This is a genomic window from Pseudomonas quebecensis (assembly GCF_026410085.1).
Taxonomy (GTDB): domain Bacteria; phylum Pseudomonadota; class Gammaproteobacteria; order Pseudomonadales; family Pseudomonadaceae; genus Aquipseudomonas; species Aquipseudomonas quebecensis.
In genome coordinates this window covers 2795620-2810435 of sequence record NZ_CP112866.1, presented here as the reverse complement: position 1 = coordinate 2810435, position 14816 = coordinate 2795620, and the positions used below count along the sequence as shown (strand labels likewise).

Sequence of the window (14816 nt, the reverse complement as noted above, 5' to 3'; positions counted from 1 at the left end):
CGCTACAATCCGCCGCTTTGCCACTCGGTACGGGCGTTCCAGCTCGTCGCCCGCGAGACTCGTCATGCTTATCGGTAGCTATTCCCCTTCGCTGGTCGTGATCTCGCTGTTCGTTGCGATCCTGGCTTCCTACACGGCACTCGACCTGTCCGGCCGCATCGCCACCGCCCAGGGGCGCGCTGTCTACCTGTGGATGGCCGGCGGAGCGCTGGCGATGGGGGTAGGGGTGTGGTCGATGCACTTTATCGGCATGTTGGCGCTGCGTTTGCCGTTCGCCCTGGGGTTCGACGTCGGTATCACTGCGTGGTCGCTGTTGATCGCGGTGCTGTCCAGTGGCTTCGCCCTGTGGCTGGTCAGCCAGGCCCGTTTACCCGCCTGGCAATTGCTGTTCGGCGCGCTGGTGATGGGCGCCGGCATCAGTTGCATGCATTACACCGGCATGGCGGCGATGCGCATGACCCCAGGCATCGACTACGACCCGACCTTGTTCGGCGCTTCGCTGCTGATTGCGGTGGCGGCCTCGGGCGCGGCCCTGCTGATCGCGTTCAACCTGCGGCGCAACACCCCCCATGTGCGCCTGCTGCGCGGTGGTGCCGCAGTGGTGATGGGCGTGGCGATCGTCGGCATGCATTACACCGGGATGGCGGCGGCCAGTTTTGCCGATGACAGCTACTGCGCCGCCGCGCTGGACGGTCTGAGCGGCAACGGCCTGGACAACCTGGTGCTTGTCACCACCCTGGCGGTGCTTGCCATCGCCTTGCTGACTTCATTGCTCGACGCCCGCCTGGAAGCGCGCACCGCCGTGCTCGCCACGTCCCTGACCCAGGCCAACCAGGAGCTGACCCACCTGGCCCTGCACGACATGCTGACCGGTCTGCCCAATCGCAGCCTGCTCGCCGATCGCATTCAACAGGCCATGCAGGCGGTGGAGGAACAAGGCGGTTGCTTTGCGCTGATGTTTATCGACCTGGATGGCTTCAAGCCGGTCAACGATGCCTTTGGTCATCATCTGGGCGACCAATTGCTGCGCGAGGTGGGCCTGCGCCTGCGCGAGGACTTGCGCAGCCACGACACCCTGGCGCGCATTGGCGGTGACGAGTTTGTACTGCTGGTGCAACTCAGCCAGCCGGACGACGCCCTCGGTCTTGCCGAGCGCCAGGTGCAATTGATCAACCGCGCGTTCCAGGTGGCCGAACACGAACTGAAAATCTCTGCCAGTGTCGGTATCGCGTTGTTCCCCGGCAACGGCGGTACCCCGCAGGACCTGTTGATGAATGCCGACGCGGCGATGTACCACGCCAAGGGGCTGGGCAAGAACGGCTATAGCTTTTTCGATGTGTCGATGAACACCAATGCGCGCAAACAACTGCAGCTGTTGCAGGACCTGCGCAATGCCGTGGAGCAGCAGCAGTTTCGCTTGTATTACCAGCCCAAGTTCGATGCCGCCAGCGGCATTGCGGTGGGCGCCGAAGCCTTGTTGCGCTGGGAGCATCCGCAACAGGGTCTGTTGATGCCCGCGACGTTTATCGACCTGGCGGAAAAAACCGGGCTGATCATTCCCATCGGCGAATGGGTGCTGAACGAAGCCTGCCGCCAGATGCGCGTGTGGTACGTGCAGGGTTATGAAGAGTGGCGCATTGCGGTGAACTTGTCCGCGTTGCAGTTTTGCCATGCCGGGCTGGTCGACAGCGTCGCTGCCGCGCTTGAACGCCATCAGTTGCCGCCTAACAGCCTGACCCTGGAAATCACCGAAACCACCGCCATGAGCGATGCCGACGCGAGCATGAACGTGTTGCAGCAGCTATCCGACATGGGTGTCGACCTGTCGATTGATGACTTCGGCACCGGCTATTCCAGCCTGATGTACCTCAAGCGCCTGCCGGCCAACGAGCTGAAGATCGACCGGGGCTTTGTGCGTGATCTGGAACACGACAGCGACGACGCCGCCATCGTCTCGGCCATCGTCGCCCTCGGCCAGGCCTTGGGGCTGCGGATCGTGGCCGAAGGTGTGGAAACCGACCGGCAGCAGGATTTTCTGACGCGCCTGGGCTGTAACTCCCTGCAAGGCTACTTACTGGGCCATCCGCTGCCGGCAGACGGTTTCATGGCCGATATTCGCCGTGCCGAAGACGCCGCGGCGCCTGACAAAAACCTGGGCTGAGGGGGTCTCAAAAACGCTTCGCCCCACTCGGCACCTCGCTCAGGCTGGGTGTGCCCGTAATCCGGCCAGCCTGGTTAGCGGGGCGCCTGAGGTCAAAAGCAAGAGCGGCTCGCTTCGCATCGTGGTTAGGGTTGGTGGCTGCACATCTTCGGTAAAAACATAGCCTTGGAAAATGAGGTTCTGGTGGTGGGCAGGCTTTCTGTGGTGAGGCGCTTGTTGTGGTGAGCGGGCTTGCCCCGCGCTGGGCTGCGAAGCGGCCCCAAACCCAGGCAACTCGGTGTGTCAGCTAAACCACATCGCCTGAGATAGGGCCGCTTCGCAGCCCAGCGCGGGGCAAGCCCGCTCACCACAGAAAACCTGCTCACCACAACAAGCCCGCTATCACAAAGTTATTTGTCAGCCTTTAAGAATATCTATGCCGCCGATGGCGGCCTCACAGCCGACCAGGATGCTACCAATGCGCTCATATCCACACATAACGCAGCGCGGCATAACCTTTACTGGAAAACTCGCTGAGCAGGCTGGCTTCGGATTTTAGTCGGATGCCGTAGCCCGCATTGAAGAAACCGTTGATCTGCCACTTGAGCGCGTCGGCCAGCGGGTAATGATCACGGCTTTCCAGAAAGCGCGGCAGGTCCGGGCTTTGCTCGATAATCCTCTGTGCCGATCGATGATCGTGTCCCGGCTGACGCTTCGGTTCCAGTCAAAACGACCGCGCAATCCTCCCCAGCGTCTCCATCGCTTTTTCCGACGCTTCTGTCCAGGGGCTGCCGTAATTCAAGCGGATGCAATTCCTGAAGCGCTGGGTTGCGGAGAAGATCGGCCCCGGCGCGATGCTGATGCCTTGGGCCAATGCCATCTGGAACAGTTTTAACGAGTCGATCTGTTCCGGCAGTTCCAGCCACAGGAAGTAACCACCGGCCGGTTGGCTGACGCGGGTTTGTGCCGGGAAGTAGCGGCCGATGGCAGCGAGCATGGCGCTTTGCTGTTCCTCCAGGGCATAGCGCAATTTGCGCAGGTGCCGGTCGTAGCCGCCGTGTTGCAGGTAGTCGGCTATCGCCGCCTGCGCCGGCATCGATGGGCACAGTGAGGTCATCAGCTTCAAACGCTCGACTTTCTGCGCATAGCGCCCGGCGGCAACCCATCCCACCCGATACCCCGGCGCGAGGCTCTTGGCGAAGGAGCCGCAGTGCATCACCAGGCCTTCGGTGTCGAAGGCCTTGGCCGGCTTGGGCGCGTGCTGGCCGTAGTACAACTCGGCGTACACATCGTCTTCGATCAACGGCACCTGGTGGCTGCGCAGCAGTTCCACCAGCGCTTGTTTTTTGGTTTCGGGCAGGGTGGCGCCCATGGGGTTCTGGAAACTGGTCATGCTCCAGCACGCCTTGATCGGGTAGCGCGCAAGGCTTTGCGCCAGGGCATTGAGATCGATGCCGTCGCGCGGGTGCACCGGGATCTCCACCGCCTTGAGCTTCAAACGCTCCAGAACCTGCAGGCAGGCATAGAACGCCGGTGCTTCGATGGCCACCAGGTCGCCCGGCTCGGTCACGGCCTGCAGGCACAGGTTCAGCGCTTCGAGGGCGCCGTTGGTGATCAGCAGTTCTTCCATGGGCAGCATCAGGCCGCCGACCATATAGCGCAGGGCAATCTGCCGACGCAATTGCGGGTTGCCCGGCGACATGTCGGTAACCACCAGGCGCGGGTCCATCTCCCGGCTGGCGCTGGCCAGGGAGCGGGCCAGGCGCGGTAACGGGAACAGCATCGGGCTGGGAAACGCCGAACCGAAGGGCACGGTGTTGGGGTCTTTGATCGAGTCGAGCACCGAGAACACCAGTTCGCTCACATCCACCTCGGTGGATTCATGCACCTGCTCGCTCACCACCGGCTCGGAAAACGGGCGCGGTGCGTGGGTATTGACGAAATACCCGGAACGCGGACGGGCGCGGATCAGTCCACGGCGCTCCAGCAGGTAATAAGCCTGGAACACCGTAGAGGGACTGACGCCGTACGTCTGGCTGGCATAACGCACCGACGGCACGCGCTGGCCAGGCCCCAGGACACCGGAGCGGATCAGTTCGGCGATGTCGTCGGCGAATTTTTCGTAGCGTTTCATGGGGGCCTTAAACTTATGTTTTTTATATGAGTGCAGATCCCACATTGGATCATCATCATTTTTCGATACCGCGCGCTCAGCGGTTGAGCGGCGCCACGAAGCGGCTTTCAGCCGCGCTGTAGACCCACGGCTCATCCACATCCGTCACCTTGAAGCGCAGCGTCTGCGAACTGCTCGCCGGCTTGTCCGCCAGCAGTGTGACCGACACCGGCACATCGACGATCTCCCCCGGCGCCAGGCTCAGTTCGGTCTTGCCTTGCAGTTGGAAACCGTCGGCTTCCACCAGCTCCACCCGGTATTGCTGGCGCTGCTGGGTCTTGTTGATGACCTTGAGACTGTAGATGTTTTCAATCAGGCCCTGGCTGTTTTCGCGGAACAGGCCACGGTCCTTGGTCACGTCCAGCGACACCATCGGCCGTTGCATCAGGGCCACCACCAGCGCGGCGATCATCACCAGCAGCACGGCACTGTAGCCGATCAGGCGAGGGCGTAGCAGGTGTGTCTTGCCGCCCTGCAGTTGATGTTCGCTGGTGTACCGCACCAGGCCGCGCGCATAGCCCATCTTGTCCATGATCGAATCGCAGGCGTCGACGCAGGCCGCGCAGCCGATGCATTCCATTTGCAGGCCGTCGCGGATGTCGATGCCGGTGGGGCACACCTGAACGCACAGCTGGCAGTCGATGCAATCGCCCAGGCCGAGGTCGGCCGGCCTGGCCTCGCGTTTACGCGGGCCGCGCTGCTCGCCACGCGCGGCGTCGTAAGAGATGGTGAGGGTGTCTTTATCGAACATCACACTCTGGAAACGCGCGTAGGGGCACATGTGCATGCACACCGCTTCACGCAGCCAGCCGGCGTTGAGGTAGGTCGCGGCGGTAAAGAACAGTACCCAGAACAGGCTGACGCCGCCCATCTGCCAGGTCAGCAGTTCCGTCGCCAGCGGGCGGATGGGGGTGAAATAACCGACAAAGGTCAGACCGGTCAGCACACTGATGCCCAGCCACAACGTGTGCTTGGCCGAGCGCCGCGCCAGTTTGTTCAGGCTCCAGGGCGCCGCTTGCAGCTTGATGCGCTGGTTGCGCTCGCCCTCGGTGACTTTTTCGCACCACATGAACAGCCAGGTGAACGAGCTTTGCGGGCAGGTGTAGCCGCACCAGACGCGCCCGGCGAAGACCGTAATGGCAAACAGGCCGAAGGCACAGATGATCAACAGCGCCGATAAGAGGATGAAGTCCTGGGGCCAGAACGTCGCACCGAAAATGTGGAACTTGCTTTGCGCCAGGTCCCATAGCACGGCTTGCCGGCCGCTCCAGTTCAGCCACACGGTGCCGAAGAAGGCCACGAACAGAAAGCCGGCACCGAACACGCGCAAGGTGCGGAACAGCCCGGTGAAGCTGCGGGTATGGATCAGGGTGTCGCTGGATTTGGCCTTGACCTTCTTTGGGTGCACAGGCTCAAACATTTCCACGGTAGGGATTCGTTCGCTCATGGTCGTTCGCTCATCAGCCTCCATCAGGCCAATGGACTATGCGCGGCAAGCCGTTTGCAGAACAGACTCAGCTGGAACGATAAAAAGCGGATCAGATGCTCTGCAGGCGCAGGCCTGCGTCAGTGTGCTGCACCCCAGGGCTATCAGGGTGCAGTCGGTTGCACTGCGCGTTGATACAGATCAATCAAATCGCCGATCCCGATTCAGTGACCTTTTTGTGCTGGCGCCCATCGATTGCGCCGGCCACCGTAAGAGCGGCGGCCTCCTGTTCGGTGATGTAGACGCGCTCGGCACCTACATCCACATACGACATGGCGCGGGGCATGTCGGTGCTTACCGTTACTTCCGCGGCCGGCAGGCTGTATTCGCGACCTTCGTCATTGACCTTGAAAAAACACGTCTGGTTATCGATACGGACAGGCATGGCGTTCTCCTTTCATAGACATTCAGCCGTTAGGGCGTCGGCACGTGCCCGACGTTCCCGGCAACTGACTGGTGGTCGCCGCTGTCCATCCTTTACCCATAATTAGAAAGGAAAGGTGTATGGACGCTTGGTGGGATGAAGTGTGGGTGACCCTGCAGGCTGAGTTCGCCGATATCGGCGATGCGCGGCAAGTGACCCAGATCACCGTGCGCTTGCTGATCGCCGCGCTCCTGGGCGGCATTCTGGGGTTTGAGCGCGAGCACAAGGGCAAGGCTGCCGGGGTGCGCACCCATATGCTGGTGGCGTTGGGCGCGGCACTGTTTGTGCTGGTGCCACAGATGTCCGGCAACCAGGCCGATGCCATGAGTCGGGTCGTGCAAGGGGTGATTGCCGGGATCGGATTCCTGGGCGCCGGTACCATTCTCAAAGGCAAGGAGGACGAGGCAGGCCAGCAAGTCAAGGGCCTGACCACCGCGGCCGGGCTGTGGATGACCGCCGCCATCGGCGTGGCGGCGGGCATGGGGCGCGAAGCGACAGCGGTGTTGAGTACGTTGCTGGCGCTGGCGGTATTCAGCGTGGTGCCGATGATCGTCAAGCGCTTCGAGAAGGACTGACAACCACGCCAGGATGGGGGGCAGGTGGCTCCTGCATGGGCGGTGGAGGGTTTTCAGGCGGTTCCTGCTCGGGGATCGGCTCCGGTTCAGTAGGCGGCAGGGTCGGGTTATCGATATTCGGGTCGGGCGTTTCAGCCGGGATCGGGATCGTCATCGGTGTGGCCTCCTTTGTGCTTTGCTCTACCGGTGGACATCCGCACGGGCGATTTGATTCCCGCCCAATGGCGGCACATCCACCTGAACTTTTAATGCAGGCGCAGGCTCGGACCTAATGCGCCAACGCTCAGGGAGAGTGCTGGCGTATTGGATTCGGATCTAGCAAAGAGCGTCCACTGGGCGTAAGGGGAAGATGCTCGATGACTGCTGAAACACAGGTTCCAGACACTGCCGTATTGCCGCTGTCCCAGGCTTTGTTATTGCCCAGGATCGCGATCGAAAGCACCAGCCCCGTGATTGACGGTGGCGAGTTCGCGGTCAAGGCCGTGGTCGGCCAGCGCATTCACGTGACCAGCAAAGTCTTTGCCGACGGTCATGACAAGCTGGCCGTGCTGATCCGCTGGCGCCCGCTGCGTGACGAGAGCTGGCATAGCGTGGTGATGACCGACGTCGGTAACAATGGCTGGGAAGGCGCGTTCACGGTGGCCCAACAGGGGCCCCATGAATACTGCATCGAAGCCTGGATCGATACCTACGCCAGCTTTTGCTACGAGTTGCGCAAGAAGCACGAAGCCGGCGTGCCGGTGAGCCTGGAGCTGCAGGAAGGCCGCAGCCTGGTGCAGCAGGCCGCCGAGCGCAGCGACAACGAACTGCGCGATCGCCTGATGCTGCTGCACCATGAACTTTCCGGTTTGCTGGAAACCGAGCAAGTTGCGTTGTTTCTGCACGAAGACAGTGCACACCTGATGACCCAGGCCGACCACCGCGCTTACTTGAGCATCGGCACGGTCTACCCGATTGACGTCGAACGTGAACGCGCGCAATTTGCCAGCTGGTATGAGCTGTTTCCGCGCTCGATCACCGACGATCCAGCGCGTCACGGCACGTTCAATGACGTGCACTCGCGCCTGTCGATGATCCACGACATGGGCTTCGACGTGCTGTACTTCCCGCCGATCCACCCGATCGGGCGCAGCCACCGCAAAGGCAGGAACAACTCACTCACCGCCGGCCCGGACGATCCCGGCAGCCCTTACGCCATCGGCAGCGAGGAGGGCGGTCACGAGGCCATCCATCCGCAGTTGGGCAGCCGTGAAGACTTCCGCCGCCTGGTCAAGGCCGCCGCCGATCACGGCCTGGAAATCGCTCTGGACTTCGCCATCCAGTGCTCCCAGGACCACCCGTGGCTCAAGGAGCATCCAGGCTGGTTCAACTGGCGCCCGGACGGCACGATCAAATATGCCGAGAACCCGCCGAAGAAGTATCAGGACATCGTCAACGTCGACTTTTATGCCGCCGATGCGATTCCGGGGTTGTGGACCGAATTGCGCGATATCGTCGTGGGTTGGGTGGAAGAGGGCGTGAAGACCTTTCGCGTCGACAATCCCCACACCAAACCGCTGCCGTTCTGGCAGTGGCTGATCAGCGATGTGCGGTCCAAGTACCCCGACGTGATCTTCCTGGCGGAAGCGTTTACCACGCCGGCAATGATGGCGCGCCTGGGCAAGGTGGGTTACTCCCAGAGCTACACCTATTTCACCTGGCGCAACACCAAGGCCGAGTTGAGCGAATATTTCACTCAGCTCAATCAGTCGCCGTGGCGCGAGTGCTACCGGCCGAACTTTTTCGTCAACACGCCGGATATCAACCCCGCGTTCCTGCACCAGTCCGGGCGCCCGGGTTTTCTGATCCGTGCAGCGCTGGCGACCATGGGCTCCGGCCTGTGGGGCATGTATTCGGGTTTCGAACTGTGCGAAGCCGCGCCGGTGCCGGGCAAAGAGGAATACCTGGACTCGGAGAAATACGAGATCCGACCACGGGACTTCACCGCGCCCGGCAACATCATTGCCGAGATTGCCCAGCTCAATCGCATCCGTCGCCAGAACCCGGCGCTGCACACGCACTTGGGCTTGAAGATCTATAACGCGTGGAACGACAACATCCTGTACTTCGGCAAGCGCAGCGAGGACGGCAGTAACTTCATTCTGGTGGCGGTCAACCTCGACCCTTATAACGCCCAGGAAGCCCATTTCGAACTGCCATTGTGGGAGATGGGCCTGCCGGATGATGCCCAGACCCAAGGCGAAGACTTGATGAACGGCCATCGTTGGACCTGGTATGGCAAGACTCAGTGGACGCGCCTGGAACCGCAGATGCCGTTCGGGATCTGGCGCATCACCACCTGATGTGGGAAGGGGCAAGCCCCTTCCATATTGAGCCTGCAAGATTTATCGAGTGTTTCAGGAGTTTCCAATGGCGAAGAAACCCAAGGCTGCCACCTTTATCAAAGACCCGCTCTGGTACAAGGACGCGGTGATCTATCAGGTGCACGTAAAATCTTTTTTCGATTCCAACAATGACGGGATCGGCGATTTTCCAGGCTTGATCGCCAAACTCGACTACATCGCCGATCTGGGCGTGAACACCATTTGGTTGCTGCCGTTTTATCCATCGCCGCGCCGCGACGATGGCTACGACATTGCCGACTACCGCGGTGTGCACAGTGACTACGGCACCATGGCCGACGCCAAGCGCTTTATCGCCGAAGCGCACAAACGCGGCCTGCGGGTGATCACCGAATTGGTGATCAACCACACCTCCGATCAGCACCCCTGGTTCCAGCGGGCGCGCAAGGCCAAGCCCGGTTCGGCCGCACGGGACTTCTACGTGTGGTCCGATGACGACCAGAAATACGACGGCACCCGCATCATCTTCCTCGATACCGAAAAGTCCAACTGGACCTGGGACCCGGTCGCCGGCCAGTACTTCTGGCACCGCTTCTATTCCCACCAGCCCGACCTCAACTTCGACAATCCGCACGTGATGAAAGCGGTGCTTGAAGTGATGCGCTATTGGCTGGACATGGGCATCGACGGCCTGCGCCTGGACGCCATTCCATACCTGATCGAGCGCGATGGCACCAATAACGAGAACCTTGAAGAAACCCACGGGGTGCTCAAGCAGATCCGCGCCGAGATCGACGCCAATTACCCCGACCGCATGCTGCTGGCCGAAGCCAACCAGTGGCCGGAAGACACCCAGCTGTATTTCGGCGACAAAAAGGGCGACGACGGCGACGAATGCCACATGGCCTTCCACTTCCCGTTGATGCCGCGCATGTACATGGCGCTGGCCCAGGAAGATCGTTTCCCTATCACCGATATTTTGCGCCAGACCCCGGAAATTCCCGCCAATTGCCAGTGGGCGATCTTCCTGCGTAACCACGATGAACTGACCCTTGAAATGGTGACGGACAAGGAGCGCGACTACCTGTGGAACTACTATGCCGCCGACCGTCGCGCGCGGATCAACCTGGGCATTCGTCGACGCCTGGCGCCCTTGCTGGAGCGTGACCGCCGCCGGGTCGAATTGCTTAACAGCCTGCTGCTGTCGATGCCGGGCACGCCCACCCTGTATTACGGCGATGAAATCGGCATGGGCGACAACATCTATCTGGGCGACCGCGATGGCGTACGCACGCCGATGCAATGGTCCATCGACCGTAACGGCGGCTTCTCCCGCGCCGACCCGGCCAGCCTGGTGTTGCCGCCGATCATGGACCCGCTCTACGGTTATTTGTCGGTCAACGTCGAAACCCAGACCCAGGACCCGCACTCCCTTCTGAACTGGACCCGGCGCATGCTGGCGGTACGCAAGCAGTCCAAGGCGTTCGGTCGCGGCAGCCTCAAAATGCTCTCGCCGGCCAACCGCCGCATCCTGGCCTACACCCGCGAATACACCGGCGCCGATGGCCGCACGGAGATCATCCTGTGCGTGGCCAACGTGTCGCGCAGCGCCCAGGCGGCCGAGCTGGACCTGTCGGCATTTGCCGGCATGGTCCCGGTAGAGATGCTCGGCGGCAACGCGTTCCCGCCCATCGGCCAGCTGAATTTCCTGCTGACCCTGGCGCCCTACGGGTTTTATTGGTTTGTGCTCGCCGCGGAAAACCAGATGCCCAGTTGGCATGTGGAACCGGCGCAGAGCATGCCCGACTTCACCACATTGGTATTGAAAAAACGCATGGAAGAACTGCTCGAAGAACCTTGCCGCACCACCCTGGAACAGACCTCATTGCCGGCCTGGCTGCCCAAACGGCGCTGGTTTGCCGGTAAGGACACGGCGATCGACAGCGTACGCATTGCCTACGGCGTGCGATTTGGCGATGCCGAGCATCCGGTGTTGCTGAGCGAGCTGGAAGTCAGTGCCGGCGGCCAGGTCAGCCGTTATCAATTGCCGTTGGGCTTCCTCGGTGAAGACCAATTCACCAGCGCCTTGCCGCAGCAACTGGCCATGGCCCGCGTACGTCGAGCCCGCCAAGTGGGGCTGGTGACCGACGCGTTCAGCCTTGAGCATTTTGTTCGCGCGGTGATCCAGGGCCTGCAAGCCGGCACGCGGCTGGCCTGCAATGACGGCGAGTTGCGGTTCGACGCGACGCAACACTTGGGCGCGCTGCAACTGAACGATGAGTCGCCGGTGCGCTACTTGTCTGCCGAGCAGTCCAACAGTTCGGTGGTGGTAGGCGAGAGCCTGGTGCTCAAGTTAATCCGCAAAGTCAGCGCCGGGGTGCACCCGGAGCTTGAGATGAGCGCGTACCTGACCGAAGCCGGTTACGCGAATATTTCGCCGTTGATGGGCGCCATGGTGCGTCACGACAGCGACGGCCAGGACAACCTGCTGATGATCGCCCAGGGCTATCTAAGCAATCAGGGCGACGCCTGGACGTGGACCCAGAACAATCTGGAACGCGCGATCCGTGACGAACTGGCCGAGGCCCTTTCCGAGCAGGAGCAGCACTACAACGCCTTGGGCGAACTGGAGGATTTTGCCGCACTGCTCGGCCAGCGCCTGGGCGAAATGCATCAAGTGCTCGGCGCCACTACCACCCATAAAGACTTCAAGCCCGAAGTCACCAGCGTTAAGGACACCCAGGCCTGGGCCAAGGATGTCGGGGCGCAGATCAGTCGCGCGCTGCAACTGCTCGAACTGCATCAAAACCAATTGAACCCTGCCGATCAGGCACTGGTCAGTGAATTGCTGGCGCAGAAAAAAGCCATCGCCACGCACGTGAACAGCCTGGCGAAGGCCACCTTGGGCGGCTTGCGCATTCGCGTCCATGGCGATCTGCACCTCGGCCAGGTACTGGTGGTGAAGGGCGATGCCTATTTGATCGACTTCGAAGGCGAACCGGCGCGACCGCTGCATGAGCGACGGGGCAAGCACAGCCCGTACAAAGATGTCAGCGGTGTGCTGCGCTCCTTCGATTACGCGGCGGCGATGGCTTTGAATCTGCAAGGCGTCGACCATTCGGCCCAGGCCGATCAGGCACGCCAGCGTGTGACCGAGCGCTATGTGAAGGAGGCGCGTCAGGCATTTATCCAGGCTTATCAGCAGGCTACGTCTACACTGGCGCATGACTGGCAGGATGCCAACGGCCAGGACGCCGCGCTGACTTTGTTCAGCCTGGAGAAGGCCGCGTATGAAGTGGCTTACGAAGCGGAAAACCGCCCGACCTGGTTGCCCGTGCCTCTGCAAGGGCTGCACAGCCTGTTGAGCGGGCTTATACCTATATGGAAAACTGCACGCGGTGGGGAGACGTCATGAGCTATACACATAAAGAACCGCTGCAGCCAAAGTTGACTGCAATGCCGGCGTCCAAGGACGTCGAAGCGCTGGTGCGCGCCGAGCACCACGACCCGTTTTCGATTCTCGGGCCCCATGACGATGAGCAGGGTGGCCAATTTATCCGTGCATTCCTGCCGGAGGCATTGAGTGTGCAGGTGCTGAGCCGCGACGGTGGCGAAACGCTCGGCAGCCTTGACGCGACTCAGGTGCCTGGGCTGTTTGTCGGGCACTTCTCTACTCGTCAGCCATACTTATTGAAAATTCAGTGGGCCGGCGGCGAGCAGATCACCGAAGACCCCTACAGCTTCAGCCAATTGCTGCTGGGGGAAATGGACCTGTATCTGTTTGCCGAGGGTAATCACCGCGACCTGGGCAACTGCCTGGGTGCACAGGTCACCAGCGTCGACGGCGTGCAGGGCGTGCGCTTTGCCGTGTGGGCACCGAATGCCCGGCGTGTGTCGGTGGTGGGTGACTTCAATATCTGGGACGGACGCCGTCATCCGATGCGCCTGCGTCATCCTTCCGGCGTGTGGGAGATCTTCATCCCACGCCTGCAGCCGGGTGCCGCCTACAAATACGAGATTCTCGGTGCCCACGGTATTTTGCCCCTCAAGGCCGACCCTGTGGCGCTGGCGACCCAACTGCCGCCGGACACCGCCTCGAAAGTTGCCGCGCCGCTGCAAGTGGACTGGCAGGACCACGACTGGATGCAGGCGCGTGCCGACAAGCAAAAGTCCAGCGCGCCCTTGTCGATCTATGAATTGCACGTCGGCTCCTGGCAGTGCGAATTGGACGAGGCCGGTGAAGTGGCCCGACAGTACGGCTGGCGGGAACTGTCGGAGCGTTTGATTCCCTATGTTCAGCAACTGGGCTTCACCCATATCGAGCTGATGCCGATCATGGAACACCCGTTTGGCGGGTCCTGGGGCTATCAAGCCCTGTCGCAGTTCGCGCCCAGCGCGCGCTTCGGCTCGCCGGAAGATTTCGCTTACTTCGTCGATGCCTGCCACCGGGCTGATATCGGTGTGATCCTTGATTGGGTGCCGGCGCATTTTCCGACCGACACCCACGGCCTGGCGCAATTTGACGGCACCGCGCTGTACGAATACGCCAACCCGCTCGAAGGCTTCCACCAGGATTGGGACACGCTGATCTACAACCTGGGCCGCACCGAAGTGCACGGCTTTATGCTGGCGTCGGCGCTGCACTGGCTCAAACACTTCCACGTCGATGGTCTGCGCGTGGATGCGGTGGCATCGATGCTGTATCGCGACTATTCGCGCAAAGCCGGCGAGTGGGTGCCCAACCGGCATGGCGGGCGCGAGAACCTGGAGGCCATCGACTTCCTGCGCCACTTGAACGACGTGGTTGCGCTGGAAGCGCCGGGAGCCCTGGTGATCGCCGAGGAGTCCACGGCCTGGCCTGGCGTCAGCCAGCCGACCCAGCAAGGCGGCCTGGGCTTCAATTACAAATGGAACATGGGCTGGATGCACGACTCGCTGCACTACATCCAGCAGGACCCGGTATACCGTGCCCATCATCACAACGAGCTGAGTTTCGGTCTGGTGTATGCCTGGTCCGAGCGTTTCATCCTGCCGATCTCCCATGACGAAGTGGTCCATGGCAAGCATTCGCTGATCGACAAGATGCCCGGCGACCGCTGGCAGAAATTTGCCAATCTGCGCGCCTACCTGGCGTTCATGTGGATGCATCCGGGTAAGAAGTTGCTGTTCATGGGCTGCGAATTCGGCCAGTGGCGCGAGTGGAACCATGACCAGCAACTGGACTGGTACCTGCTGCAATACCAGGAACACCAGGGTGTGCAAAAGCTGGTGGGCGACTTGAATCGCCTGTACCGCCAGGAGCCGGCCCTGCACGAGCAGGACGACGCGCCGCAAGGTTTCCAGTGGCTGATCGGCGACGATGCGATCAACAGCGTCTACGCCTGGCTGCGCTGGAGCAAGGACGGCAAACCGGTGTTGGTGGTGGCCAACTTCACGCCGGTGCCTCGCGAGCACTATGCCGTGGGCGTGCCGTTTGCCGGGTGCTGGAGCGAGGTGATCAACAGTGACGCGGATATGTACGCCGGTTCCAATTTCGGCAATGGTGGCGAAGTGTTCACCGTCGACGAGCCGCGCCATGGTCAGCCCGTTTCGCTGTCGTTGAATCTGCCGCCACTGGGGGTGCTGATTCTGCGGCCCGAGCCGAGTTAAAGGCTCTGCGGTGCGGGATTCTGTTGT

The 14816-nt window shown here is 61.5% G+C and carries 8 protein-coding genes; 5 read left to right on the top strand and 3 right to left on the bottom strand.

All coding sequences use genetic code 11. The annotated features are described in order from the left end of the window. Positions 1-64 precede the first annotated feature (64 nt). Positions 65-2161: a putative bifunctional diguanylate cyclase/phosphodiesterase gene (locus tag OSC50_RS13180; RefSeq protein WP_266249054.1), complete on the top strand. Its 2097-nt coding sequence runs from the start codon at positions 65-67 to the stop codon at positions 2159-2161. Positions 2162-2864: 703 nt separating this feature from the next. Here the strand turns inward: OSC50_RS13180 and mapR are convergent. The 3 genes from mapR to OSC50_RS13165 form a co-directional block, all read right to left on the bottom strand. Next, positions 2865-4274, bottom strand: coding sequence for a GntR family transcriptional regulator MpaR (mapR, locus tag OSC50_RS13175; RefSeq protein ID WP_181081838.1), 1410 nt, complete (start codon positions 4272-4274; stop codon positions 2865-2867). A 76-nt stretch (positions 4275-4350) separates the two neighbouring features. Then, positions 4351-5760 carry a cytochrome c oxidase accessory protein CcoG gene (ccoG, locus tag OSC50_RS13170; protein WP_253507086.1) on the bottom strand — a complete coding sequence of 470 codons (1410 nt, stop codon included), beginning with the start codon at positions 5758-5760 and terminating at the stop codon, positions 4351-4353. A 184-nt stretch (positions 5761-5944) separates the two neighbouring features. Continuing rightward, the gene (locus tag OSC50_RS13165) at positions 5945-6184 is read right to left on the bottom strand and encodes a DUF3203 family protein (RefSeq protein WP_253507089.1); all 240 of its coding nucleotides are present in this window, start codon (positions 6182-6184) and stop codon (positions 5945-5947) included. 119 nt (positions 6185-6303) lie between these two features. On the opposite strand from OSC50_RS13165, the gene OSC50_RS13160 reads away from it, so the two are divergent. From OSC50_RS13160 to glgB, 4 genes are all read left to right on the top strand, one after another. Continuing rightward, complete coding sequence (locus OSC50_RS13160) at positions 6304-6798, top strand: MgtC/SapB family protein (RefSeq protein ID WP_266249055.1); 495 nt, start codon at positions 6304-6306, stop codon at positions 6796-6798. A 356-nt stretch (positions 6799-7154) separates the two neighbouring features. Continuing rightward, a complete protein-coding gene (locus OSC50_RS13155) occupies positions 7155-9140 on the top strand; it encodes an alpha-1,4-glucan--maltose-1-phosphate maltosyltransferase (RefSeq protein WP_181081834.1) in 1986 nt (661 codons plus the stop codon). 67 nt (positions 9141-9207) lie between these two features. Further along, positions 9208-12555, top strand: coding sequence for a maltose alpha-D-glucosyltransferase (treS, locus tag OSC50_RS13150; protein ID WP_266249056.1), 3348 nt, complete (start codon positions 9208-9210; stop codon positions 12553-12555). Continuing rightward, positions 12552-14789 (top strand): 1,4-alpha-glucan branching protein GlgB, encoded by a 2238-nt coding sequence (glgB, locus tag OSC50_RS13145; protein ID WP_266249058.1) that lies wholly within the window; start codon positions 12552-12554, stop codon positions 14787-14789. The genes treS and glgB overlap by 4 nt, the downstream gene beginning before the upstream one ends. The last annotated feature ends 27 nt before the right edge of the window (positions 14790-14816 follow it).